General features: G+C 48.7%; 19 protein-coding genes. 15 read left to right on the forward strand and 4 right to left on the reverse strand.

The features are described from left to right. Positions 1-118: 118 nt before the first annotated feature. From BMZ54_RS25655 to BMZ54_RS25705, 11 genes are all read left to right on the forward strand, one after another. Positions 119-3,295 carry a SusC/RagA family TonB-linked outer membrane protein gene (locus BMZ54_RS25655; RefSeq protein ID WP_089918867.1) on the forward strand — a complete coding sequence of 1,059 codons (3,177 nt, stop codon included), beginning with the start codon at positions 119-121 and terminating at the stop codon, positions 3,293-3,295. 11 nt (positions 3,296-3,306) lie between these two features. Further along, a complete protein-coding gene (locus tag BMZ54_RS25660) occupies positions 3,307-4,848 on the forward strand; it encodes a SusD/RagB family nutrient-binding outer membrane lipoprotein (protein WP_089918868.1) in 1,542 nt (513 codons plus the stop codon). Positions 4,849-5,154: 306 nt separating this feature from the next. Further along, the gene (locus BMZ54_RS25665; RefSeq protein WP_089918870.1) at positions 5,155-5,766 is read left to right on the forward strand and encodes an RNA polymerase sigma-70 factor; all 612 of its coding nucleotides are present in this window, start codon (positions 5,155-5,157) and stop codon (positions 5,764-5,766) included. A 63-nt stretch (positions 5,767-5,829) separates the two neighbouring features. After that, positions 5,830-7,029 (forward strand): FecR family protein, encoded by a 1,200-nt coding sequence (locus tag BMZ54_RS25670; RefSeq protein WP_089918872.1) that lies wholly within the window; start codon positions 5,830-5,832, stop codon positions 7,027-7,029. Positions 7,030-7,195: 166 nt separating this feature from the next. Next, entirely contained in the window at positions 7,196-10,453 is a 3,258-nt protein-coding gene (locus BMZ54_RS25675) for a TonB-dependent receptor (protein WP_162277668.1), read from the forward strand. Between the two features lie 32 nt (positions 10,454-10,485). Further along, on the forward strand, positions 10,486-11,019 hold the full coding sequence (locus BMZ54_RS25680; RefSeq protein WP_089918876.1) for a RagB/SusD family nutrient uptake outer membrane protein: 534 nt from the start codon (positions 10,486-10,488) through the stop codon (positions 11,017-11,019). A 36-nt stretch (positions 11,020-11,055) separates the two neighbouring features. Then, positions 11,056-12,276, forward strand: a complete 1,221-nt coding sequence (locus BMZ54_RS25685) for a RagB/SusD family nutrient uptake outer membrane protein (RefSeq protein ID WP_089918879.1) — start codon at positions 11,056-11,058, stop codon at positions 12,274-12,276. 42 nt (positions 12,277-12,318) lie between these two features. Further along, entirely contained in the window at positions 12,319-13,287 is a 969-nt protein-coding gene (locus BMZ54_RS25690) for a discoidin domain-containing protein (RefSeq protein WP_162277669.1), read from the forward strand. Between the two features lie 43 nt (positions 13,288-13,330). Then, positions 13,331-16,504: a glycoside hydrolase family 2 TIM barrel-domain containing protein gene (locus tag BMZ54_RS25695; RefSeq protein WP_089918883.1), complete on the forward strand. Its 3,174-nt coding sequence runs from the start codon at positions 13,331-13,333 to the stop codon at positions 16,502-16,504. Positions 16,505-16,650: 146 nt separating this feature from the next. Then, a complete protein-coding gene (locus BMZ54_RS25700) occupies positions 16,651-17,724 on the forward strand; it encodes an SGNH/GDSL hydrolase family protein (protein ID WP_089918885.1) in 1,074 nt (357 codons plus the stop codon). A 45-nt stretch (positions 17,725-17,769) separates the two neighbouring features. Beyond that, positions 17,770-19,176, forward strand: coding sequence for a S41 family peptidase (locus BMZ54_RS25705; RefSeq protein WP_089918887.1), 1,407 nt, complete (start codon positions 17,770-17,772; stop codon positions 19,174-19,176). Here the strand turns inward: BMZ54_RS25705 and BMZ54_RS25710 are convergent. Further along, complete coding sequence (locus tag BMZ54_RS25710) at positions 19,173-19,472, reverse strand: antibiotic biosynthesis monooxygenase family protein (RefSeq protein WP_143081134.1); 300 nt, start codon at positions 19,470-19,472, stop codon at positions 19,173-19,175. The genes BMZ54_RS25705 and BMZ54_RS25710 overlap by 4 nt on opposite strands. A gap of 212 nt (positions 19,473-19,684) precedes the next feature. On the opposite strand from BMZ54_RS25710, the gene BMZ54_RS25715 reads away from it, so the two are divergent. From BMZ54_RS25715 to BMZ54_RS25730, 4 genes are all read left to right on the forward strand, one after another. Next, positions 19,685-20,164, forward strand: a complete 480-nt coding sequence (locus tag BMZ54_RS25715; protein WP_089918892.1) for a DUF2975 domain-containing protein — start codon at positions 19,685-19,687, stop codon at positions 20,162-20,164. A gap of 30 nt (positions 20,165-20,194) precedes the next feature. Next, a complete protein-coding gene (locus BMZ54_RS25720) occupies positions 20,195-20,392 on the forward strand; it encodes a helix-turn-helix domain-containing protein (RefSeq protein ID WP_449384819.1) in 198 nt (65 codons plus the stop codon). Between the two features lie 71 nt (positions 20,393-20,463). Continuing rightward, the gene (locus tag BMZ54_RS25725) at positions 20,464-20,967 is read left to right on the forward strand and encodes a Crp/Fnr family transcriptional regulator (RefSeq protein ID WP_162277670.1); all 504 of its coding nucleotides are present in this window, start codon (positions 20,464-20,466) and stop codon (positions 20,965-20,967) included. A gap of 66 nt (positions 20,968-21,033) precedes the next feature. Beyond that, a complete protein-coding gene (locus tag BMZ54_RS25730; protein WP_089918897.1) occupies positions 21,034-21,999 on the forward strand; it encodes a zinc-binding dehydrogenase in 966 nt (321 codons plus the stop codon). Here BMZ54_RS25730 and BMZ54_RS25735 read toward each other — a convergent pair. From BMZ54_RS25735 to modA, 3 genes are read right to left on the reverse strand one after another with little or no spacing between them, the layout of a single operon-like run. After that, entirely contained in the window at positions 21,979-22,836 is an 858-nt protein-coding gene (locus BMZ54_RS25735; RefSeq protein WP_089918899.1) for an ABC transporter ATP-binding protein, read from the reverse strand. The two genes, BMZ54_RS25730 and BMZ54_RS25735, sit on opposite strands and share 21 nt — an antisense overlap. A 24-nt stretch (positions 22,837-22,860) precedes the next feature. Beyond that, positions 22,861-23,535 carry a molybdate ABC transporter permease subunit gene (gene modB / locus BMZ54_RS25740; RefSeq protein ID WP_089918901.1) on the reverse strand — a complete coding sequence of 225 codons (675 nt, stop codon included), beginning with the start codon at positions 23,533-23,535 and terminating at the stop codon, positions 22,861-22,863. After that, on the reverse strand, positions 23,532-24,287 hold the full coding sequence (gene modA, locus BMZ54_RS25745) for a molybdate ABC transporter substrate-binding protein (protein ID WP_089918903.1): 756 nt from the start codon (positions 24,285-24,287) through the stop codon (positions 23,532-23,534). Before modA ends, modB begins: the two co-directional genes overlap by 4 nt. Positions 24,288-24,486 lie beyond the last annotated feature (199 nt).

The following is a 24,486-nucleotide window of genomic DNA, read 5'->3' on the forward strand; positions in this document are numbered from 1 at the left end:
CTGTATAAAGAAAAGAAATTTATTCTTTAGAGATGTACAAAATTCAACGCCGTTCTATTTTGGAAGTTTTTGAATGTAATACCGGATAATTTGTTGAGCGAACTCACAACTTCCCGTTATGAAAATACATACCAATGCCAGGCGTCCCTGCCTGACCAGCTTCCGGCTGCTTTTCTTTCTTTTTCTATTGCGATCTGCTGCTTATGCACAAACGGTTACGGGTACTGTGTCGGATGATAAAGGTGTGAAACTCTACCGTGTTTCTGTGGGAGTAAAAGGAACCACACATGGCACAACCACCGATGGCGATGGCAGATACAGTATTCCCGCTGCAGCCAATGCCACGCTGGTATTCAGCTCAGTAGGGTATAAAACAATGAATGTGGAAGTTGCCGGGCGCACCGTGGTGGATGTGTCTATGGCAGAGGAGAACCAGAGCCTGGGTGAGGTGGTGGTTACGGCCCTGGGCATCAGAAGGCAGGCCCGTAGTCTGGGATATTCCGCCACCAGTGTTAAAACCGAAGAGCTGACGGTGAACCGCACCAGCAATGTAATGAATGCCTTACAGGGCAAGGTGGCGGGGCTTAATATTTCATCGCTGGGTACCGGTCCCGGTGGTACCTCCAAGGTCCGTATCCGTGGCCAGTCGTCCCTTTCAGGGCAGAACAATCCACTGATCGTTATTAACGGCGTGCCCATTGATAACACTAACTTCAATGACAATATTATTTCAGGAAATGTAAAAGAGGGCGGGGTGTTTGCAGATGGGGGAGATGGCTTATCGAGCATAAACCCGGATGATATAGAAAGCATGACCGTTTTAAAAGGTGCACCGGCATCGGCGCTCTACGGCTCACGCGCTAAAGATGGCGTCATCATGATCACCACTAAAACAAAAGGAAAAACAAAAGGTATTGGCGTTACCTATAACCTGAACTATACGAATGATACCCCATTGGACTTTACCGATTATCAGCGCGAATATGGCCAGGGTGAGGGCGGCGTTCGCCCTACTACTCCTAATCCTACTTCGGGGCAGTGGTCGTTCGGAGAAAAATTTGCACCCGGCATGACGCAGGTGCTGTTCAATAATTTAACGGTTCCATACGAGCCACAGGGCAGCCGTATTAAGGAGTTCTACCGCCATGGCCAGAATGTTGCCAACACGGTGGCATTTGAGGCCAGTAATGATAAAGGCGGTATGCGCCTGTCGCTGAATAATACGGAGAACAGAGGTATCATGCCTAATAATTCGTTTAACCGTAAGTCCATGAACCTGGGTTATAGCTATAACCTGTCAGAACAGCTCATCTTGTCCGGCAATATCAACTATTCCAGGGAGGTTAATAAGAACCCGCCGAATATCGCTAACCAGGATAATTCCATTCCTACTTCTTTAATGGCCATGTCAACCTCCATGCCGTTAAATTTGCTCAATGAGAACAAATACAACGCGGCAGGCAATGAATATCCATGGTCCAGGTTCACGAACCGCACCAACCCGTATTGGGTGCTGGCGGAGCAGTTCCACAACATTAAACGCGACCGCATCTTTGGCAATGTAGCGTTGAAATATAACATACTGCCATGGCTAAGTATACAGGGCCGTTTTGGGCAGGATTACTGGTCACGTGATGAGGAGGTGAATAACTTCCCAACCGGTCAGGCTTCCAGGGCAGCTGCGCCTCCCGGTTTCGTGAACGGTATATATACACAGGAATCACGCCGCTTCCGGGAAACCAACCTGGATTTCCTGGTGAACGCAAACCGGCAGTTCGGTGATCTGGGACTGAACCTGAATGGCGGCGGCAACCGCATGCGCAAAAGGTCCGACATCAATAGAGTGGCAGTAACCGATTTTATCATCAGGGGTTTGTATACGGTTCAGAACGGGCGGGGAAAAGATCCGGTGTATACGCTCACGGAACAGGGTGTGAACTCGCTCTACAGCTCAGCGGAGCTGAACTGGAAGCAAACTTTTTATTTAACAGGTACGGTGCGTAACGATTGGTTCTCTACACTAGCACCTGCCAACAGAAGCATTTTATATCCATCTGTTTCAGGCAGCTATGTGTTTTCTGAGCACCTGCCAGCCTTAAGCTGGCTGAATTTCGGTAAAGTGCGGCTGGGCTATGCGGAGGTAGGCAGCGACGGTGATGTAGCGCCTTATTCGGACCGGCTATTCTATACTCCGAACGCCAATTTTGCTACTAATCCCAACGGGGTGCCGGTACCGGTAGGTACCAGTAATATCAGCAACGGCGTTACCGGCACCACCCTGCCCAATCCCCGGCTGAGACCCAGCCGTGTGGCAGAAACAGAGGTGGGCCTGGAATTGCGCATGTTTGACAGCCGTGTAAATTTAGATCTGGCAGCTTACCGGAAGATCACCAGCGACCAGATAGTACTGGTGCAGATCTCCGATGCATCCGGTTATTTCAATACACCCATCAACAGCGGCAAAAGCCGCAATAAAGGATTTGAGGCCCTATTAAACCTGGTGCCGGTAAGGACCGGAAAGTTCAATTGGGAATTTACGGCCAATACTTCTTACAACATTACTAAAGTGCTGAGCATTGTTACTGACAAACCCGGTGAGCGCATTACTACGGGCACGCATGTATTTAATGGTGAAACCAGGCAGGTAGTAGGGCAGGAGATCGGACAGATTGCCGGCTACGGATATGCGCGGAACGACAAAGGCCAGATGATCTTCCAGTCGAACGGTTTGCCCCAGCGTACCTCCGACTTCGTACTGTTTGGCAGTGCCCTGCCTAAATGGGTAGGCGGTTTCCTTAACTCCTTTAATTACAACGGCATTACACTGAATGTGCTCATTGACTATAAGCTGGGCAATAAAATGTTGTCGGGCACCAACTTCAACGCAGTGCGGCATGGCCTGCATAAAATGACGCTGGAGGGCCGTGAATCGGGTGTGAAAGGCAACGGGGTGGATGCCAACGGAAACCCGAATAATGCGGTGGCTGCGGTACAAACCTATTGGGAACATCTTCGTACACAGCAGATCGTGGAAGCAGTTGTTTATAATGGTGGTTACTGGAAGCTGCGCCAGCTAAGCCTGGGTTATGACTTTACAAAACATCTTTCCCCTAAATGGCCCATCAAAGGTGTAAAGCTTGATTTTGTAGCCAATAATGTGCTGATCATCAAGAAATGGGTAGACAATATCGATCCTGAAACATTTGGTTTTGGATCAGATAACCAGGTGGGGCTGGAATCACCCGGCCTGCCCAGCACCCGCAGCCTTGGATTGAATTTGAATATTAAATTCTAACAACCTCCGTTATGAAAAAGATCTTAAACTATAGCATTGGGTTCCTATTAGTACTGGCCATGGCTTCCTGCGAAAGTGGATTGTCTGATCTGAATGTGAATAAAACCAATCCCTCTTCGCTGGATCCGGCCCTGTTATTGAACCAGGCTATCATCAATACTTCCTTTCCTGTAAAATCACTGGTATTTGATGTGGGTATTGTGCAGCAAATGGTAACACCCAACGGCGGGGTGCTGGCCGGCGCCAATTTTAACCAGGACAGCCGTGATGTAACTACACAGCCTTTATGGGCCGCCTATTATCAAAGTGTGATCAAGAATACGCATGATGCCCTGATGCGTACAAAAGACGATCCTGCCAGGAGCAATATGTACAATATGGCGCGCATTTACCAGTCGTACGTTTTTATGATCCTTACAGATGAATATGGAGATATACCTTATACAGAAGGCGGAGCCGGTTATTCGGACGGTATCCTGTTCCCTGAATACGACGCGCAGCAGGACATCTATCCAAAGATCATCCAGGAGCTGACAGAGGCGGCAGCCGCCCTGAACCCCGCCGGCACCATTGAAACCGGTGATCTATTATACGCCGGTGATGTAGCTAAATGGAAAAAATTTGCTTACTCCCTGCTGCTGCGCGCCGGCATGCGGTTAATAAAAGCGGATGCAGCAAAAGCACAGAGCACGGTACAGGCAGCCGTTACCGGCGGTGTGATCACCGCCAATGCAGATAATGCGTATATCCGTCATGATCCTAATTTCACCCAACCCATAGGTGCTACGCTCAACGGCAGTGAAGCCGCCAACTTTTACCTTGCCAAACCGTTTGTAGACCAGTTAAAGAATACGAATGATCCCCGTTTAGCGGCCATTGCCATCCGGTATGTAGGCGCCGGCAGCGGTGCAGGACAAACAGTAGCAATTGGCTCCACGGATCCCGCAAAGCAAATAGGTATGCCCATTGGAAAAGACAACGGTACCATCACGGCCGCCGCCACTGCCGACGGCCTGGCCAGCTTCTATGATTACAGCCAGGTAGACCGCCGCAGGATCGTGAAGATCTCTTCGCCGGTATTCCTGGTAACTGCCGCGCAAACCAATCTGCTGCTGGCGGAGGCGAGCTTCAGGGGCTGGATCACCGGCGGTACTGCAGCCCAATATTTTGCCGACGGCATCCGGGCGCATATGGACCAGATGGCTGCATATGATCCCAATTCCGCTGTTCCTGCGGCAGCCCGCGATACTTATGTTACCGCCAACCCATTGACGGCCGGCACTGAGCTGCAGCAGATCAATACTCAATACTGGATCGCTTCCTTTCTGAACGGGCCTGAAGCTTTTGCTAATTTCAGGAGAAGCGGTTTCCCGGCCCTCACACCCAATCCATACGGGCAGCCCAGTAACCCGGATGTGCCAAATGGTACTTTTATCAGAAGGCTCACCTATCCAACATCTGAGCTGAGTGTGAATACCGACAAGGTGAATAAGGCCATTGAACGGCAGGGCGCTGATAAGCTGAGCACCCGGGTATGGTGGGATAAACCGTAAAGCTGCCATACATAGTTTAACTTTTCCATTGGATAGCTTTTATGCCAATGGACGCCATACCTATACCCTGATGCGGTAGATATCAGACACCCACATAAGCCACCGGTTCCCTTCTCCAGGGTGAATAAAAAATAAACTTCTGCAGATTTTTGTAATTTCAGCCGCCTTAAAGCGGGTACACGATGCAGGCTACTATAGCCTGCATCGTTGTAAAGACCTGATTCCCTTTATTGATATACAAGGCTTTAGCTTTGAACAGGAACATTTTGCGCTACATTTGGCAAACCTAAAGCAGAGTTATTCAGATTGTCAAACCAGGTGGTACATAACGAACAGGATTTGCTGATGCGCATGGCAGCGGGGGATACTGTTGCTTTTGATACCCTTTTCCGCCTACATTGGGATCATGTTTATTCTGTTGCATTCCTGGCTTCAAGATCAGCTGATTTTGCCAAAGATGTGGCACAGGAAGTCTTTCTATGGGTATGGAAAGAGCGGCAGCAAATGACTACGGTACAGAATATACGTGGCTATTTGTACCAGGCCACCCGGAATTTCATCCTCAGAAAGCTGAAACGAGCTACCATTGAAGAAAGTTATAAAAGATCCCTGTCCCATCCTCTCGGTTATATTACTCAGGCTGAAGCCACCCCGGAAATGAACGCCCGTCTGAAAGAGCTGCAGCAGCTTATAGAAGCAGGTATACGAAAACTTCCCCCACAGCAGCAGCGTGCTTTCCGGCTTAGCCGGGAACAGGGCCTGTCCCATGAGGCTATTGCCCGGGAAATGGGGCTGAGCGGGCATACCGTAAAGGATTATATTGTAAAGGCACTGGCTTTTCTGCGAAAATATATCACCCAGTATGGGGATATTTTGCTGGTATGCCTGTTTGCCGGTTATGTAAAAAATTTTTTTTAACCCGGACACGTCCTTTTTCTTAAGCTGGGTTCCATTAATATAAGCCGGTAGTAAAATTGTACAATGCAACGAGCCGAACTAGACAAATTATTTGATCAGTACCTGGCAGAAACCATTTCTGCTGCAGACCTGCAGCGGTTATGTGAAACGCTGGAGGAACCGGAGCATGCTGCTGCCTGGGAAGCGTTTATTGAACAGCTATGCAACCGCGAAAACCTGCATGGGCTAACAAATGCAGGTGATGTTGAAAGCGCGCTTGCAGCAATTAAGCAGCAAATGGCGGAATTGGATGGCGCTGCAATCCTTGCGCCTGTAGCAGGTTCCGGCCATACTGCTCCCCGTATCCATTTCATGCGCCGCTGGGGATGGGCAGCTGCTGCCATCATCCTGCTGCTGGCAGCCGGTATTTATTACTGGCCGCGCGGGTCGTTTAAACAGCCCGCAGCCGTTGTACAGCAGAAAGGTGATGTGGCGCCTGGCGCTAACAGGGCCATTCTTACCCTGGCAGATGGGTCCAGGATTACACTGGACAGCACCGGTAACCAGGTTATCCGGCAGGGCGGCACCGCCGTTCGCCAGCACGGGGATAGCCTGCAGTATGAGGCAAAAGAAAAAGAAGCGCTTATTGCTTATAACACGCTGGCTACACCCCGCGGAAGCCAGTTCCGGGTAACGTTATCAGATGGTACAAAAGTATGGTTGAATGCAGCTTCATCACTGCAGTTCCCCGTAGCTTTTACCGGTACGGAAAGAGTAGTGAAGCTGTCCGGGGAGGCCTATTTTGAAATAGCCGGCAACCCGCAGCAGCCATTTAAAGTGGTGGCCAATGGTATGGAAGTGCAGGTGCTGGGCACCCGGTTCAACATTTCGGCTTACCAGGATGAAAGCCTCATAAAGACTACGCTGCTGCAGGGCGCTGTGAAGCTGGTATCGGCTGCCAGCCAGGTGTTGCTGCAACCGGGAGAGCAGGGAGTGCTGTCCTCGCCACTTGCTGCTTTCCGCGTAAAAACGGTGAACCCGGAAGATGCAGTAGCCTGGAAGAACGGTTATTTTGCCTTTGACAATGCCGGTATTCAGGAGGTTATGCAGCAGATCGCACGCTGGTACGATGTAGAAGTAGTATTTACAGACAACAGCATAAAAGGAAATTTTGGGGGAACAGTGTCACGCTATAACGATGTAACAGCCGTGTTAAAACGGCTGGAAATGACCGGGGTTGTTCATTTTAAGAAAGAAGATCGTAAGATTATTGTTATGCCGTAAGCTTTATTGTAACTAATCCGCGTATGAAGTATTAATTCCACAACCACATAAATTAATCAACCAAATGGGTATGTTTTTTAATGCATGTTTATGCAAACGGCATTGCTATGTCCCTGATCGCCGTTGGCATGCAATTTCACGTAAGCTTATACTGATCGTTTGCTGTTTGCTGCTGGGGCCTCTGGCGCGTGCACAACAGGTAAGCCTGCACGTAAACAATGAAGGGCTGAAAGAAGTGTTCCGGCAGCTGCGGCAGCAAACCGGTTTTGACTTCCTGTATGAAAATGAAATGCTGAAAGAAGCAAAACCGGTAAGCCTCGCTGTAACTAATCAGCCTTTGAAACAGGTGCTGGATCAGTGTTTCAGGGATCAGCCCCTGACCTTTGAGGTACTGGAACATTCCGTTGTTGTAAAAAGAAAGCAGGCCCCCGCAGCGCCGCAGCTGACAACGGTCAGCGGCACGGTAACCGATGCAAAAGGGCAGCCCCTGCCCGGCGTAACCATTACAAGCAAAGTGTCAAAAACCGGTACCACCTCTCTTTCCAATGGGCAGTACACCATCCGGCTGCGGGCAAATAATGATACGCTGCTATTCAGCTTTGTAAGTTATATAACGCAGGCCGTGCCGGTAAATAACCGCAGTGAGATCAGCATCGCAATGCAGGAGCAGGTCATGGGCCTGAATGATGTAGTGGTAGTAGGCTATGGCCAGCAGAAAAGGATCACCACTATTGGCGCGCAAAGCACCATTCGCGCAGAGGAGCTGAAGCAGCCGGTGGCCAACCTCACCGACGTAATAGCAGGGCGGGTAGCAGGCGTAATAGGCGTGCAGCGCAGCGGGCAGCCGGGGTATGACAACGCTGAAATTTATATCCGCGGCATATCTACTTTCACCAACAGCAAACCGCTGGTGCTGGTAGATGGTATTGAACGTGATTTTGCCAACGTGGACCCTGAGGATATTGCCAGCTTCAGCATCCTCAAAGATGCTTCCGCAACAGCGGTTTACGGGGTAAGAGGCGCCAACGGCGTTATTCTTATCCAAACCAAAACCGGCAAGGTAGGCCGGCCCCGGATCAATATGCAGTATGACCAGGGTATTACACAGTTCACCAGCATACCAAAATTTGCAGACGGCGTTACTTATATGCAGATGGCGAATGAAGCATACCGTAACTCCAATCCTGATGATCCGCTGCCGAAATATTCGGCAGAAAGAATTGCGCTTACCGCCAATGGTAAGGACCCGGATCTGTATCCCAATGTTGACTGGTTTAAAACGCTGTTCAATAAATACGGGCAGAACCGGCGTGCCCGCGTAAATGCCAGCGGCGGCTCCGACAATGCACAGTATTATCTTTCCATAGGGTACTATGATGAAAATGGCATGTACAAAACAGATCAGCTGGCAAATTATAACTCCGCCATCAAATACACCCGTTACAATTTCACCGCTAATCTGAACCTGCAGCTGAGCAAAACAACAAAAGTGGATTTTGGCGCGGCCGGCTGGATCAGCAATGGCAATTTTCCCGGCAGCTCGGTAGACCAGATCTGGGGCTCCGCCTACCTGCTGCCACCCATACTTATACCTCCTGTTTATTCCAATGGCCTCCATTCCCAGATCCGTACGGGCGATATCAACAATCCCTACAACCTGCTTACCCAAAGCGGTTATGTGAGCGAGTTCAGAAGCCAGCTGTGGAGCAATATCCGCCTGACACAGGACCTGGGCAGCTGGCTCAAGGGATTGTCTGTAACAGGCATGTTCTCCTTTGATAACTATAACGCACATACGATAAGCCGCACCAAAACTGTTGACGGTTACCTGGCGCGTGGCAGGGACTCCGCCGGAAAGCTGCTGCTGGACCAAACCTCCATTGGCAGCAACTTTCTGGGTTACAGCCGCAGCAACGGCGGCACCCGGCAGTTTTATACGGAAGCAGCCATCAACTATAACAACACCTTTGGCAAGCATAATGTAACAGGCATGTTGTTATACAACCAGTCCGACAAGGAAGATGCATTTGCCGGTGATTTCATTAGCTCCATCCCTTACCGTTATATGGGACTCTCCGGCCGCCTCACCTATGCTTATGACAACAGGTATCTTGCTGAAGCCAATTTTGGTTACAACGGTTCAGAAACTTTTGCGCCGGATCACCGCTTCGGTTTTTTCCCTTCTGTTGGAGCCGGCTGGGTAGCTTCTGAAGAGCCCTTTTTTAAACCGCTCGGCAATGCCATACAGTTCCTCAAGCTCCGTGTTTCATACGGCCTGGTGGGAAACAGCAATATCGGCGGCCGCCGCTTCGCCTACATCTCTACGGTCGGCGGTGGTAATGGTGGTTATTCCTATGGGCGCAACGGCGCTGACAATAACATAGGAGACGGATTGGATATTGGCGACTACGCGGTGGCTGTTACCTGGGAAAAAGCAAAGAAAACTAATGTTGGCGTAGAGATCAAAACCCTGCGCGACGCGCTTTCCCTGGTAGTGGATGTTTTTAATGAGAACAGGACGGGCATATTCCGGCAACGCGGTGATGTACCGCTATATGAAGGCATCCGCACGCTGCCCTACGCTAACCTGGGCGAGATCCATAACAGGGGAGTGGGTGCAACCCTGGAGCTCAATAAAAGAATAGGCAAAGATCTGATCATTGGCCTGCGTGGCAATTTTACCTGGAACAGGGCTTTTGTGATCAACGATGCAAACGCACCCTGGCCCTATCCCTGGCAGCAGCGCATCGGCCGCAAGCTGGGCCAGCGCTTCGGCTATACGGCGTTGGGGCTTTTCCAGAGCGATAAGGAAATTGCCAACAGCCCTTACCAGACCGGTACCAACCGGCCGGGGGATATTAAGTACAAGGACCTGAACAGCGATGGTAAAATAGACACCTACGATCAGGGGCCCATTGGTTATGGCAGCATACCGGAAATAGTATATGGCTTCGGACCTACCATTAACTGGAAAGGCTGGTCGCTGGCAGGCTGGTTCAAAGGTATCAGCAATGTGGATATACAGCTGAACGGCGATGGCCTGCAGCCTTTCAGCCAGGGCGGGGAGCGCGGTAACCTGCTGTCACAGATCACAGACCGGTGGACGCCGGACGGCGCACATCCCCATCCCCTGTACCCGCGCCTTACCTATGGTAACGATAATATGAACTATGCCAACAGCTCCTGGTGGGTGAAGAACGGTGCTTTCCTGCGCCTGCAAACGCTGCAGTTCAGCTATAACCTGGCAGGAAAACAATGGCTGAACAACATGGGCATTTCCAACCTGAACCTGTATTTCATTGGCTACAACCTCTGGACCATAAGCGGCTTTAAGTTGTGGGATGTAGAGCTGGGAGATGGCCGCGGCTCACAGTACCCGCTGGTAAAAACCTATAACCTGGGCGCAAGGCTCACACTGAAATAAAACAGCTGCTAACAATCAAAGATCTACTGACAATGAACAAGAACCTGATTTACCGGAGCATCCTGTTATTCGTGATGGTAAGCTGCAGCGTTGCCTGCAAAAAATACCTGGACCAGGTGCCCGACGACCGCATTACAATAGAAGAGGTGTTCCATAAAAAAGCCACCTCCGAACAATACCTTGCCAATGTGTACAGTTATGTGGATGATGAATCCAATCAATGGGATGGCTGGCCCTGGCTGGGCAACAGCGATGAAGGAGATATTACCTGGTCAAAATATACCATTTACAATCTTAACATCGGCAACATCAGCGCAGGTAATAACCTGTTTGAGAAATGGGGCTACTATTATAACGGTATCCGCTCCGCCGGATATTTCATTGCCCATATTGATGAAAATGAAGAGATCCGTTCTTTGAACGGTCAGCAGCTGATTGACCAGTACAAGGCGGAAGCCCGTTTCCTGCGCGCTTATTATTACTTTCTGCTGATGCGGCAGTACGGGCCGGTAGTGCTTGTAAGCGATACGCTTACGCCGCCGGATGCGCCGGCTGCCGACATGTAGCTGCCGCGCAGCCCCTTTGATAATTGCGTTGATTTTGTGGTAGCAGAGCTGGATAAGGCTGCAGCGGTGCTGCCGCTGACACCACAGAGCAATGGCCTTAATGCCGACCGCGAATATGGCCGCGCCACCAAAGGCATGGCCCTGGCGGTAAAGGCAAGGCTGCTGCTATATGCCGCCAGTCCGCTTTATAACGGCAATACAGAGATGGCAGGTTTCAGGAATGCAGATGGTACCGCACTCATTTCCCAAAGCTATAGCCAGGAAAAATGGCAGCGTGCAGCCGATGCCGCTAAAGCAGTTATAGACCTTAATCTCTACTCGCTGTATAAAGATCCGGGCGGAGATCCTGTTAAATCTGTACAGGGCGCCCTGATGGAGCCCTGGAACAATGAGCAGATCTTTGTGCGCAAAGATAATAGCCTTTGGGACTGGGACGTGAACGCCATGCCCCGCCAGGCCGGGGGATGGTGTGGTATTGCGGCCACGCAGGAGCAGGTAGATGCCTATTTTATGAAAGATGGCCGCTCTATCCGGGAATCTTCCCTGTATTCGGAAACAGGTTTTACGGATGTAAATGGCGTGCAGGTGTTCAATATGTACATAAACCGGGAGCCCCGCTTTTATGCCGCTATTACCTACAACAACAGCATTTTTCAGGGCGGTAATATGAGCGCGCCGGCGCCGGTATCATTTTTTATTTCCGGCCCTAATGGTAAGAACGGGCATCCTACGGATTGGTCTAAAACAGGTTACCTCATTCGCAAAAATGTAGGCCCGCAAACCAACGCCGGTTCCGGCGGCAATGGCCAGCATCAAAACAGGCCGCTGGTGCTGTTCCGCCTGGGAGAAATATACCTGGACTATGCCGAAGCGCTGAATGAGTATGACCCTGGCAATGCCGGTATACTTAAATACCTGAACCTGGTACGGGAGCGCGCCGGTATTCCGCAATATGGCGCCGGCGATAATCCGCTGCAGGTACCGGCAGGCCAGGCTGAGATGCGTACCAAGATCCGTGCGGAAAGAAGGGTGGAGCTGGCCTTTGAGTACCACCGCTGGTTTGATATACGCCGCTGGAAAATAGCGCCGCAGGTAATGGGCGACCTGCATGGTATGAACATTAACCAGAACAACAATAGCTTTTACCAGCGGATAGTAGCCGTAAAGCATCTGTGGCTGCCCGGCAGCTACTGGTTCCCCATTAGCCAGTATGAGCTGGACAGGGGCCGCCTGGTAGTGCAAAACCCGGGTTGGTAATGCTGTATCAATAGTTTTGAATGATCTGAAAAAATGAAAAATATGTCTTTCAATAAATTCCGCACGCTGTATGTTATTATTGCCAGCCTGCTTTTGCTGGCCGCCTGTAAGAACAAATATGACCTGCCAGATCAGCCCCTGGCTAATTATATAAAAGTATATATGCCGGCAGCTGTTAATAACCCGGTAAGCCGTGTTTTAGCGATCACAGACAGCGCCCAGGTGATCATTTACGGCGCGGACTATGGCGGGGCCGGTTATCCGCAGGCAGATATACCCGTAACCTTTAGTGTAAACCCCGCGCTGGTGGACAGCTTTAACCGGGCTAACAATACCGCATATACGCTTTTGCCGGAGCACGGCTACACGCTCAGTGAAACCAGTGCGGTAATACCCCGCGGGCAGCTCAGCACACCGCCGCTGGAGCTGGCTGTTAAAACCAGCGGTGCCGATGGCATTGCCGCACTTAAAGACTACCTGCTGCCAATAAGCATCGTAAAATCAACCATAACAGTAAATGAGCAGCTGCGTACAGTGTACTTCGTTATCAGGGCGCAGCCGAACCTGGCGGATTATCCCGATTTTGACAGGTCGGCATGGAGGATCATAGGCTTTTCATCACAGGAAGCCAGCGGGGAAGGAGCGGATAATGGCAGGGCGGTTTTTGCCATTGACAATAATGCTGCTACCTACTGGCATACCCAGTGGCAGGGCGGCAGTCCTGGCCCGCCGCATTATATTACGGTTGATATGGGCGCCGTGAAAACCCTGCACGGATTGTCTTTCCTGGACCGGCAAAGCGATAATGATGGTAAGCCACAGTCGGTGACGGTAGAAACCAGCATAGACAATCTCAGCTGGGAGCCGGCCGGCTCCTTTACCCTGCAGAATACCAAAGACCTGCAAAAGCAGTTCCTTTCAGGTTTCAGGGATGCCAGGTATTTCCGGGTGAATATCTTATCCTCCTATAACGCCACTTATACACACCTGGCGGAGTTGAATGCCTTTTAAATATTAATTTTCTCAGCTAAAATAAAACACCTGCAGAACAGCAATGCGAATGAACAAAATTACCTGGTTACTGGCTGCCGGCCTGGCGCTGCAACCGGCGGCCTATGCGAATAGAACTGGCTTTAATACGGACAGCAGTGGCAACGCACCCGTTCCGCATGAAATAGAAGACCCGCAATGCCTGGGTATTAACAAGCAGCCGGCACATGCCACCTTAATGCCTTATGGCGATCTGAAGGAAGCATTACGGGCCAACCGGCATGCCTCTTCCTTTAACCTTAGCCTTAACGGCATGTGGAAGTTCCACTGGGTAGCATGGCCGCAACAGCGGCCGGTAGATTTTTATAAACCCGGTTATGATGTTTCAGGCTGGAAAGAGATCAAAGTACCCTCCAACTGGCAGGTAGAGGGATATGGCACACCGGCCTACACCAACTTTACCTTTCTTTTTCAGAAGGACTTTCCGCATGTAATGAGCACACCGCCTGAAAAATACACCACTTACAAAGAGCGTAACCCTGTAGGCAGCTACCGGCGCAATTTTGTAGTGCCGGCCGGCTGGAAGGGCCGCCGCATCTTTATTACATTTGACGGGGTGGATGCCGGCTTTTTCCTGTGGGTGAACGGCCGCAAGGTTGGCTACAGCGTGAACAGCCGTAACGCAGCGGATTTTGACATTACCTCTTTTGTGCAGCCAGGTAATAACATGATTGCAGTGGAAGTATACCGCTTTACCACCGGCAGTTACCTGGAAGACCAGGATATGTGGCGCCTGAGCGGCATTTTCCGTAACGTTAGCCTTTGGAGCAGCCCGGTAACGCATATACGGGATTTTACCGTGCATGCACAGTTGGATGGGCAGTACCGTGATGCTGCCTTGCAGGTGGCTGCTAAAATAAAGAACTATGGCAGCAGCGCAGTACCGGCCCGGCAGCTTACGGTTGACCTGTACAACGGCCAGCAGCCCGTAAAAGGAAGCAGCGGCCATGTTCCTGTGCCGGCATTAGCGCCCGGCGAGGAAACCATTGTAAACGTTACAGTGCCTGTACAGCACCCGCAGCAATGGACAGCAGAAACGCCCCGGCTGTATACTACCGTGCTGACCCTGAAAAGTGGGAACAGGGCAGAAGAGATCCTGTCGGCACGTACCGGCTTCCGCAACCTTGCCATTAAAGGCCGCCAGTTCCTGGTGAACGGTGTTCCGGTAAAGCTCAAAGGTGTTAACAGGCACGAGCACTGGCCTGATGTGGGCCATGCCGTTACAGAAGCGCAGATGATACGGGATCTGGTACTGATCAAACAAGCTAACTGCAACCACGTGCGCACCTGCCATTACTCAGATGATCCCCGCTGGTATGAGCTGTGTGATGAATACGGTATTTACGTGCTGGCAGAAGCAAATGTGGAATGCCACGGCGCCATGGGCGATTTTGATGAAGAGCCGCGTATAAAGGCCGCCATCATAGACCGCAATGTGGCCAATGTAGAGAACTTTAAAAATCACCCGTCTGTTATTATCTGGTCTTTAGGTAATGAATGCGGCAGGGGAGGCTCCAACTTCCGCGCAGCATTACAGGCCATCCGTGACATTGACTCCACACGGTTTACACACTACGAAGGATTTGGCATTGATAAGGATAACCCGGCTGATATTGACAGCCGCATGTACACCTCGCCCGGAGAAGTAGAAAAGCTGGCTAACGATAACGGGTATACTAAACCCTTTTACCTGTGCGAATATGCGCATGCCATGTTCAACTCTATGGGCGCGGTAGATGATTATAATAACCTTTTTGACAAATACCCTTCGCTGCTGGGGGGCTGTATCTGGGAATGGCAGGACCAGGGCCTGTGGAACCGGCGTGATCCCAAACACCCCATACTGGCCTTTGGCGGCGGTTTTGGGGAGTACCCGAATGATCATTATTTTATACACAAAGGCGTAGTAGCTTCTGATCGTTCGGAAAAACCGCACTATCCGGAATTAAAGCATGCTTACCAGTGGATAGGTATACAGGGTACCGACCTGGCAAACGGTATGGTAACCATTAAAAACCGTTACCAGTTCACTAACCTGGATTCCTTTGCCTGCAAGTGGACCTTATCAAAGAACGGGAAGGTAACAGACAGCGGCCGCCTTACCATAGCCGGACTGGAGCCGGGCGCAGAAAGAACCGTAAAAGTACCTTATCACCTGGCGCAACCGGAACCCGGGGCTGAATACTTTTTACGGGTTTCCTTTACCACCCTGCAACGCCAGCTATGGGCGCCTAAAGGTTTTGAGGTGGCAGCACAGCAGCTGGCGCTGCCTGTTGCCGGTATGCAGCCACCGGCGACGGCTGCGGGCGATCTTCCTTTACAGCTCACAGAAGCTGACAGCAGTATAAAGATCAGCGGCCGGAATTTTTTGCTGGTGTTTAACAGGCATACCGGCACTTTCAGCAGCATGGCAGTGAATGGCCGGCAGCTGCTGCAGGCAGGCGGCGGCCCACTGCTGCACCTGTGGCGCGCACCGCACCGCAATGATGATATGTGGGCCAATGAGGGATGGGAAAAATATGGCCTGAAACACCTGCAATGGTCGGCAGACAGTATTGGCGTTGTACAGCCCGCGCCAGGTACGGTGCAGGTCATCGCGCATCTCACGGGAACGGGCCGGCAACACTTTACCGTGCATCATACTGTTGTATATACCATCCATGGCGATGGCAGCCTGCTGGCAGATAACAGCGTTGTTTTCAGCAACCCCGATCTGGTGCTGGCCCGCCTGGGTGTACGGCTGTTCCTGGCAAAAGATCTGGACCGGTTCAGCTACTTTGGCCGTGGGCCTATGGAAAACTATGCCGACCGGAAGAGTGGTTTTGATGTAGGTGTTTATCAAAGCACGGTGAAAGAACAGCTTACCCCTTACGAAAAGCCAATGGAGTGCGGTAATCATGAAGATGTACGCTGGGCAAAATTGAACAGCTCCCGGGGCGCTTCCCTTACCGTGCAGCGGGATACAGCCCTGCTGCAGGTATCTGCCTTACCCTACAGTGATGACGATCTGGAAAAAACAGAGTACAAGATAGACCTGCCGGTGTCCCGGGGCACGGTGCTGTGTATTAGCCGGTATACGCTGGGCGTAGGCTCCAATTCATGCGGACCCCGTCCGCTGCCTCCCTATGTGGTGCATGCAGCGCCGGCGCGGTTTAGCTACCGCCTGCAGTTACAGTAGGATCTTCAGTAAAAAACGGCTGCAGTTCATGCAGCCGTTTTTGTAAGCACGCCTATACGGTATGGCTTAAAGGCAAAAAGCCTGAACCGGTAAAATTTATGACTGTTTTAATATATTTTTACCGGACTGTATAAACATTTTAATTGATGAGAATATTCTTAATTGTTCACCTGTTCTTGTTAATTCTGCAGAGCTGTGCTGCACAAACCGTTGTAAAAAGCAACGATCCGCATATTCATTATATGGGCCGCATGGCTTTTAAACAGGATGCAGCTGAATTAAGCTGGCCTGGTAATTCCATTAGCATAAATTTCAGCGGCACCGGGGTGAAGGCACTGTTGAAGGACCAGTTTGGGACTAATTATTTCAAGGTTATTGTAGATGACAGCTTATTGCCCGATCTGCAGCTTGATTCATCAAAGCATGTTTATACGCTGGTAGCAGGTTTACCTGCCGGCAAACACCGGTTAACCTTATTTAAACGTACGGAATGGAGCTTTGGTAAAACCTGGTTCTATCAGTTTGAGCTGGCTCCCAATACCACGATCGGCCCGGCGCCTGCGGCTAAAAAACGGAAGATCGAGTTCTATGGTAATTCCATTACCTGCGGATATGCAGTGCTGGACACAACGGGGCAGGACCGGGGCTCTGCGCCTTTTGAGGATCATTCCCTGAGCTATGCCGCAATAACCGCCCGTCATTTCAACGCGGAGTATAGCTGTATAGCTAAAAGCGGTATTGGCGTGCTGGTAAGCTGGTTTCCGCTCATTATGCCGGAAATGTTTGACCGCCAGGATGCGACCGATGAAAAAAGCAAGTGGGATTTCAGTCAGTTCAAACCGGATGTAGTAGTCATAAATCTTTTCCAGAATGATTCATGGTTAATAAACCAGCCGCAGCATGCTGAATTTATTCACCGTTTTGGCAGCAGCCGGCCAACCGCTGATCAAATTGTTGCAGCTTACCAGAAATTTGTGCAAAGTATCCGGAGGCGCTATCCCCAGGCAAAGATCATATGCGCGCTGGGAAATATGGATGCAACAAAGAAGGGTTCAGCCTGGCCCGGGTATATATCCAAAGCAGTGGCCAATCTTCACGACACTGGGATAAGCACGCATTATTTTCCTTATAAAGATACGCCGGGCCATCCGGCTAAGCATGAGCAGGAAGCCATGGCAAAAGACCTGATCAGCTATATAGAGCATAATATCCGGTGGTAATAAAGCCGGCATGTAATCCGCGTGTGAATTCAACCTTCTATTTTTATGAAAGTGAAACTGATCATCTTATTTGCTGTTTTTACCCTGCCCTTCCTGGCTTCCGGCCAGGGGAGCGCTTGTGATTGTCTTGCAAACCTCAATGAAACAATTAAGAAAACAGAGGAAAACTATGCTGGCTTTCCTGCAAAAGAAAATGCCGGGTATCATAAGCTTGTCGGAGCCCTTCAATCCAAGGCAGCTTCAGAGAAGGATGCAAAGCGTTGCTTTTACCTGATCAGGGACTATGTACGTTTTTTTAAAGACAAGCACTTTTCGTTTACCTACGTGAACGCGGATGATTCTGATCTGGAGATGGTTGAGGATGATGCCATAAGTGGTAAACCTGATGCTGTAGAAGGGATGTGGGTAAATCCTGATAGTACGGTCTGGCTCAGGATCAAAAAATTTCCGGGAAACGAGTATAAAGCCATCATTGTAAAAGCAAAAGATGAAAAGCTAAAGAAAGGGCTCGTGTATTTTTCTTTGACACCCCATAAGAAAGGTTTTTTGCTCAAACAATATAATGTGTTCAATAGCGTAGATATGTACGCAAAGCAAAGAGGCGGATTGTTGCAATTGTGGAACTTCGCGCTGTATGGAAAGGTGGGCCCAACAGCCATGACCACAGCGGAAAAAGCAGAGCTGAACAAATGGCGGGATAATAATAACGGGTTGGATTTTCAAATGCCTGATAAGGAAACCGCATTGGTTAAGATCCCCACTTTTTTCAATAATGACAGCAAAATTGAGAAGCTGATCGCCGCTCATGATAAGGAGATCAGAAATAGTAAATACCTGGTGATAGATCTGCGGGGAAATGGCGGAGGTAATTCAGGCTGGAGCTTTCTTTTGCCTTATGTGATGACCAACCCGATAAAACAGGATGTTCCCTTACTAAGGGTTTCGCCTGATAATGTGAAGCTGAAAAGGGGAGAGCTGGAGTATTTTGTTAAAAACCCGGTTCCCGCGGAAGCAAAGAAATACTTTCCAGATCCGTTTATTGCGCAGCTTAAAAAAGCATATGAGGAATTGCCGGTAACAAAAAATGCTTTTTACGCGATACCCGGATTAACCATTCCGGTTGACAGCATATTACAGCACCCTTCAAAAGTAGCGCTCATCACCGATGATCTCTGTGGAAGCTCTGCGGAGTACTTTTTTAAGCTGATGGCGCAAAGCAGTAAAACAGTGAGATACGGCATAAACAGTGTTGGTATGATGGATTATGAGGGGCCCGGGACAACAACGCCTCTTCCGCATAAACAGTTCATATTAATGATCCCCGTCTCAAAATCAAGCTGGACCGATGAAAACCCGATTGATGATACCGGTTTTACGCCCGATGTGAAGCTTACTATTCCTGAAGAGGAATGGGTTAAGTATGTATTGAAAGACCTGAAGGAAAGATCCTAGCCGGCTATTTCGTAGTGTTTCACCGCTTTATCATAACGGATCATTATCTCCTGCACTGCCGGCGGTACTACTGCCACTTCAGGATCAGCGCCTGCAAATTGTTTGATGGCCTCCGGCGATTCCCATTCAGTAATGATCAGGAATTCTACACCTTCCGGAACTTTTCTTTTCAGTATGGATGCTTTTATGAAGCCCTTCATAGACGATAATTGGGGAAAGGTATCGTTTTGGAGATGAGCAATATATACAGGTGCTTTTTCTTCGGAGGTGATACCAGTCCATTGCCGGGAGATCATAATTTGTTGGTTTGCTTATCCAAGCAATTTACTGAATAGTAAAGTCAGATCAATGCATCTTTACAGCCGGATTCAAATCCTGAAATTGATAAATCAGTTTGACCCGGTCAAGACATTTATTTCCCAATATCTCCTAAAAACGCTAAATATTTATTGTTTATCAATAATTATTTATTATGTTTGCAGTAGAATCCTAAATTCATAAAATCATTATGAAAAGAATTTCAATAGTATTTCTTCAGGCAGTTGTCGTGCTTATCGGCCTTGTGGCACTTGCCATTTTGATCCGGTTTCCCCTAACTGAAGGAAGAGCTGCAAACTTAGACTTGTTCAGCATTTACGCTGACCCGTTCATCCTGTATGGATACGCAGCATCCATCGCTTTTTTTGTTGCGCTATACAAGGCATTCAGATTACTTGGATATATCGGACAGAATAAAGTATTCTCATCAGCCTCTGTTAAAGCTTTAAAGAGTATAAAGTATTGTGCGGTCGTACTAAGTGTTTTAATTGTGATAGCAGGACTGTATATAAGGGTAGCTCATAATAAAGAGGACGATCCTGCGGGGTTTCTTGCCATGTGTATCGTGACTACTTTTGTTACTGTTGTAGTTGCAACTGCTGCGGCAATATTTGAAAAAATATTGCAAAATGCCATAGATATGAAATCTGAAAATGACTTAACAATTTAAGCTATGCCAATTATTGTAAACTTAGACGTGATGATGGCAAAGCGAAAAATTTCTCTAAATGAACTTTCTGAAAGAGTTGATTTGACATTATCTAACCTTTCTATCTTAAAGACAGGAAAGGCAAAAGCAATCCGTTTCAGCACATTAGACGCAATTTGTAAAGCATTAGACTGTCAACCGGGCGACATTTTGGAATATGTAAATGACGAGAAAAGAACTCATTCATGAGCCACGACTTTACGCCCCTGCGCACTTATTTAAGCAGCCTTGCTCCTTTAAATGATCAGGAATGGGAAAATTTGAAGGAACTGATATATGTACAGACGTATGACAAGAAAGAATTATTTCTGGCAGAAGGTAAAATATGTAAAACCGTTGGATTTATACTCGAAGGTTGTTTTCGTTGGGTAAAAAATCAAAACGGAGAAGCCCGTACATTTGATTTTGCGATGGAACATGAATTTGTTACCAACTATTATAGCATTGTTATGCAAAAGCCGTCGCAGGTAAATATCCTGGCGGTTGAAAAGTCTGTCTTACTTTGTATGGATGCCGGAAAATTAATGGAGCTTTTCGATAGCACGTATTCATGGCAAAAAATTGGCAGGCACCTGGCCCAGCATACTGCCTGTTATTTTATGGAGCGGCTGGCAGCATCATATTATGAATCGCCTCAGGAACGTTACGCTAAATTAATGAGTACCTCTCCTGAATTATTCTTACGCATACCTCATCATATGCTTGCCAATTACCTGGGCATAACTAAAGAAACATTAAGCAGGCTGAGAAATGCTGCACGTTAGTTTTGTTGATTCAGATCAACGCTTTTCAGCTTCGCTGATCTTAGCTTTGCCTGAAATCAACAAAGTATGCAAGCATTAACAACAAAAGAGAGCCGCATGCGGGGTATTGTTACTAACCCGGGATCTGATCCGCGTTTTAATATAACAGAATGCCCTGTTCCTGTTCCTGCACCTCACCAGGCGCTGATCAGGGTTACCGCTTTTTCACTGAACCAGGGTGAAGTACGCACTGCTATTACTGCTACCACCAATTATATTCCCGGCTGGGATTTTGCCGGTATAATAGTAAAAGCAGCTGCAAATGGCACCTCGCCTAAAGAAGGCACGCGCGTTTTTGGTTTTGTTGCACAAGGCGCCTGGGCCGAATATATTATTGCTGCCGGTGTACAAATGGCCATTATACCTGATGGTATTAGCGATGCGCAGGCTGCTTCACTGCCAGTTGCCGCCGGTACTGCTGTAACTTGTATTGAAGCAGTGGGTCCCTTGCCTGATCAGCAGGTATTGATCACGGGCGCTGCGGGCGGTGTTGGGCGTATCTTATGTCAGTTAGCCGCCATGGCCGGGGCAAAAATATTTGCAGTAAGCCGGCGGCTTAACCTGAAACAGCAGCTGGAAGATGATGGTGTGATACCTCATGCTGTGTTTACAACAATAGAAGAGGCAAAAGCCGCGGGAAAATATGATATTATATTCGATTCAGTCGGCGGTAATGTATTGGCTGTTGCATTAAGTATGTTACCCGCAAACGGTATCTGTGTTAACTTTGGTAATTCTTCGCGTCAGCCCACAACCTTCAACGTTCGTTCTTCTGAATGGCCATTTCACCGTAAACAGCTGGTATTCCTGGGGCCTGAAGTGCCTGCGGATTGTATGCCTGTGTTCACGCGTATAGCCGGGCTGGTTGTGCAAAAGCGTTTGCACACGCCCATTGATAAAGAACTACCCTGGACAAGTATTGCGGAAGCCGCCGAATTGCTGGTACAACAACAGGTGAATGGAAAGATTGTTTTAACAATCCCTATGATCTAATATAGAAACCGTTCCAGGATCACAGATAATTTCAACCTTATCGTTGATCTTAAGCCTTTTTATAGACGGATCTATTCTTATCATACGATCATCGATCAGCACAACGGCATTGCCATTGTCTTCTATGGCGACAATGGTGCCCGTTAAAGTTCCTGGGGTAAATGCGTTTAGGAAAAAAGTTGCCGGTGCTGCCTGTTGCTGGAATTTCCCATTTTCCAGATGGAAAACGGTATCAGAAAGCTTTACGATCTCGTCACTGTTATGGCTTACCAGGATGGTCGTTAATCCAAAGCGTTTGTGCATTTCAGCCAAAGTACCCTGCAATTGAGCGCGCATGCCGCTATCCACAGCAGACAATGGCTCGTCCAGCAGTAATACCGACGGCTTTTTGACAATGGCCCTTGCTAGTGCAACCCGTTGCTGCTGCCCGCCGGAAAGTGCCTGGATCTTTCTGTTAGCCAGATTCGATAATCCGCTAAGCTCCAGTAATTCGTCAACAATTTCTTTCGATTCATTTTTTTTCAAGGCAAATGAAATGTTTTCCCGCACGTTCATATTGGGGAACAACGCATAATCCTGGAATACAAAACCAATTTTACGGTGCTGGGGTTCGGTATTGATCTTTTTTGCACGGTCAAACCATACAGCGTCATTTACTTTTATATACCCGTTCTCCGGTTTCATAAATCCGGCCAGCATCCGCAGGAGGGAGGTTTTGCCGGAACCGGATGCCCCATATAAACTAACGAATTTCCCGCTTTCGATCTTCGCGCTTACGTTTAATTGCATTTCACCTTCGGCGGTATGTAACGTTTTATGTAAAGAGAACTCGATCATAATTTTTCTGTCGTTATCCAATGGTTAATAAAATCCCTGCTGCTGCGTTTTGCGGTTAAATGAATACAGGATCAATAAGGTAATAAACGACAGGACAAGTAAAATACCCGCATATACGTTGGCGTTATAATAATTGAATGTTTCCACTTCATCGTAGATCGCAATAGAAGCGGTCCGTGTTTTCCCTGGCATGTTGCCTCCTATCATCAGCACCACGCCAAATTCACCAACGGTATGGGCAAACGATAATACAATAGCGGTAAGCATCGATGGCTTGATATTCGGCAGCAACACTTTGAGTAATGTTTGCCATTTGGTTTTTCCCAGTGAATACGCGGCCTCTTTTAAGCTGGGGGGTAATGAGGACAGCCCGGACCTGATGGGGTGTACCATAAAAGGCAGGCTGTAAATAACCGATGCTATTAATAGCCCGCTAAATGAAAATACCAGCCGCAGGTTTAGCCATTGTTCCAGCCATTTACCAAATCCATTTGCGGGGCTGAATGCCAGCAGCAAATAAAAGCCTATTACCGTGGGGGGCAAAACCAGGGGCATGCTTACAATGGCCTCAATGACTGTTTTGAAAATGTTCCTTTTCCCGGAAAGCCAGTTGGCCAGGGGCACAGCTACAATGAACAGGATAAGCGTTGTGCCGAACGCCAGTTTTAAGGTAAGCCATATCGGGTCAAACTTTATCATTTTACTAAATATCCTGATTGTTTATAAATAGCTTTTGCTTTGGGTGAATAAAGAAAGCTGTAAAACTTTCTCGCTGCTGCCTCGTGGTTCCCCTTAGCATTTTTTAATAGTACAGCCGCCTGTTCGATCGGTGGATAATCGCCGGCGTTAAGCTCCACCCATTTACCCTTATCTTTCATCTCTTTTGAAACCACAATTGATTTTGCCGTGAAACCTATGTCTGCACTTTGTGTCGCAATGAACTGGCTCGTTTGGGTAATGCTTTCTCCGGTTACCAGTTTAGATGAAACCCGGTTGTACAGATCATATTTTTTCAGCAGGAACTGTGCTGCGCTGCCATAAGGGGCCGTCTGGGGATTGGCAATAGCAATGCTTTTGATGACGGTATCCTGCAATAGCCCCAGGTCGGGTGCAGGCTGGATCTCAGGCCGGACGCTCCACAGCACAAGCACCCCCTGGGCATATACCCGGGGCGGTTCAAGTGCGAAATGAGCATCGGCCAATGTCTGAGGGAATTTCGTATCGGCAGATACAAAAATATCAAAAGGCGCATCGTGCATGATCTGCTGCGTAAGCTTACCGGATGCGCCCAGCACAACATCAATTTTTGTTGGGTCTGTTTTGTTGAATTCCGTTACCAGGGCCTCTATAGTATATTGCATATTTGCAGCAACGGCTATCGTCAGTGTTGGCTGTTTGGATGATTGGCACGAAATAAATGCCAGTAAAAAAACAACTGCTATTTTCTTCATGATCTTACTATTTAACCGGCCGTTGTTGTCAATATTACCACATCAACGGGGATCTTGCTCACAGCCAGCGCTGCACCTCAGAAAAAGTAAATATAGTACCACGCTGCAATTTCGCCTAATCTTTTGTTTAGATCTTGAATTTCAACATGGGCCGTTAACGGGTGATTTGAAAGAATGGGCGGGTTATAGCCAACCATTA

The organism is Chitinophaga rupis, assembly GCF_900109685.1.
Classification (GTDB): Bacteria; Bacteroidota; Bacteroidia; order Chitinophagales; family Chitinophagaceae; genus Chitinophaga; species Chitinophaga rupis.

Coding starts and splice junctions, on each gene's coding strand:
- BMZ54_RS25655 (WP_089918867.1), top strand. CDS start 119: ATGAAAATACATACCAATGCCAGGCGTCCCTGCCTGACCAGCTTCCGG.
- BMZ54_RS25660 (WP_089918868.1), top strand. CDS start 3,307: ATGAAAAAGATCTTAAACTATAGCATTGGGTTCCTATTAGTACTGGCC.
- BMZ54_RS25670 (WP_089918872.1), top strand. CDS start 5,830: ATGCAACGAGCCGAACTAGACAAATTATTTGATCAGTACCTGGCAGAA.
- BMZ54_RS25680 (WP_089918876.1), top strand. CDS start 10,486: ATGAACAAGAACCTGATTTACCGGAGCATCCTGTTATTCGTGATGGTA.
- BMZ54_RS25690 (WP_162277669.1), top strand. CDS start 12,319: ATGTCTTTCAATAAATTCCGCACGCTGTATGTTATTATTGCCAGCCTG.
- BMZ54_RS25695 (WP_089918883.1), top strand. CDS start 13,331: ATGCGAATGAACAAAATTACCTGGTTACTGGCTGCCGGCCTGGCGCTG.
- BMZ54_RS25700 (WP_089918885.1), top strand. CDS start 16,651: ATGAGAATATTCTTAATTGTTCACCTGTTCTTGTTAATTCTGCAGAGC.
- BMZ54_RS25705 (WP_089918887.1), top strand. CDS start 17,770: ATGAAAGTGAAACTGATCATCTTATTTGCTGTTTTTACCCTGCCCTTC.
- BMZ54_RS25710 (WP_143081134.1), bottom strand. CDS start 19,472: ATGATCTCCCGGCAATGGACTGGTATCACCTCCGAAGAAAAAGCACCT.
- BMZ54_RS25715 (WP_089918892.1), top strand. CDS start 19,685: ATGAAAAGAATTTCAATAGTATTTCTTCAGGCAGTTGTCGTGCTTATC.
- BMZ54_RS25720 (WP_449384819.1), top strand. CDS start 20,195: ATGATGGCAAAGCGAAAAATTTCTCTAAATGAACTTTCTGAAAGAGTT.
- BMZ54_RS25730 (WP_089918897.1), top strand. CDS start 21,034: ATGCAAGCATTAACAACAAAAGAGAGCCGCATGCGGGGTATTGTTACT.
- BMZ54_RS25735 (WP_089918899.1), bottom strand. CDS start 22,836: ATGATCGAGTTCTCTTTACATAAAACGTTACATACCGCCGAAGGTGAA.
- modB (WP_089918901.1), bottom strand. CDS start 23,535: ATGATAAAGTTTGACCCGATATGGCTTACCTTAAAACTGGCGTTCGGC.
- modA (WP_089918903.1), bottom strand. CDS start 24,287: ATGAAGAAAATAGCAGTTGTTTTTTTACTGGCATTTATTTCGTGCCAA.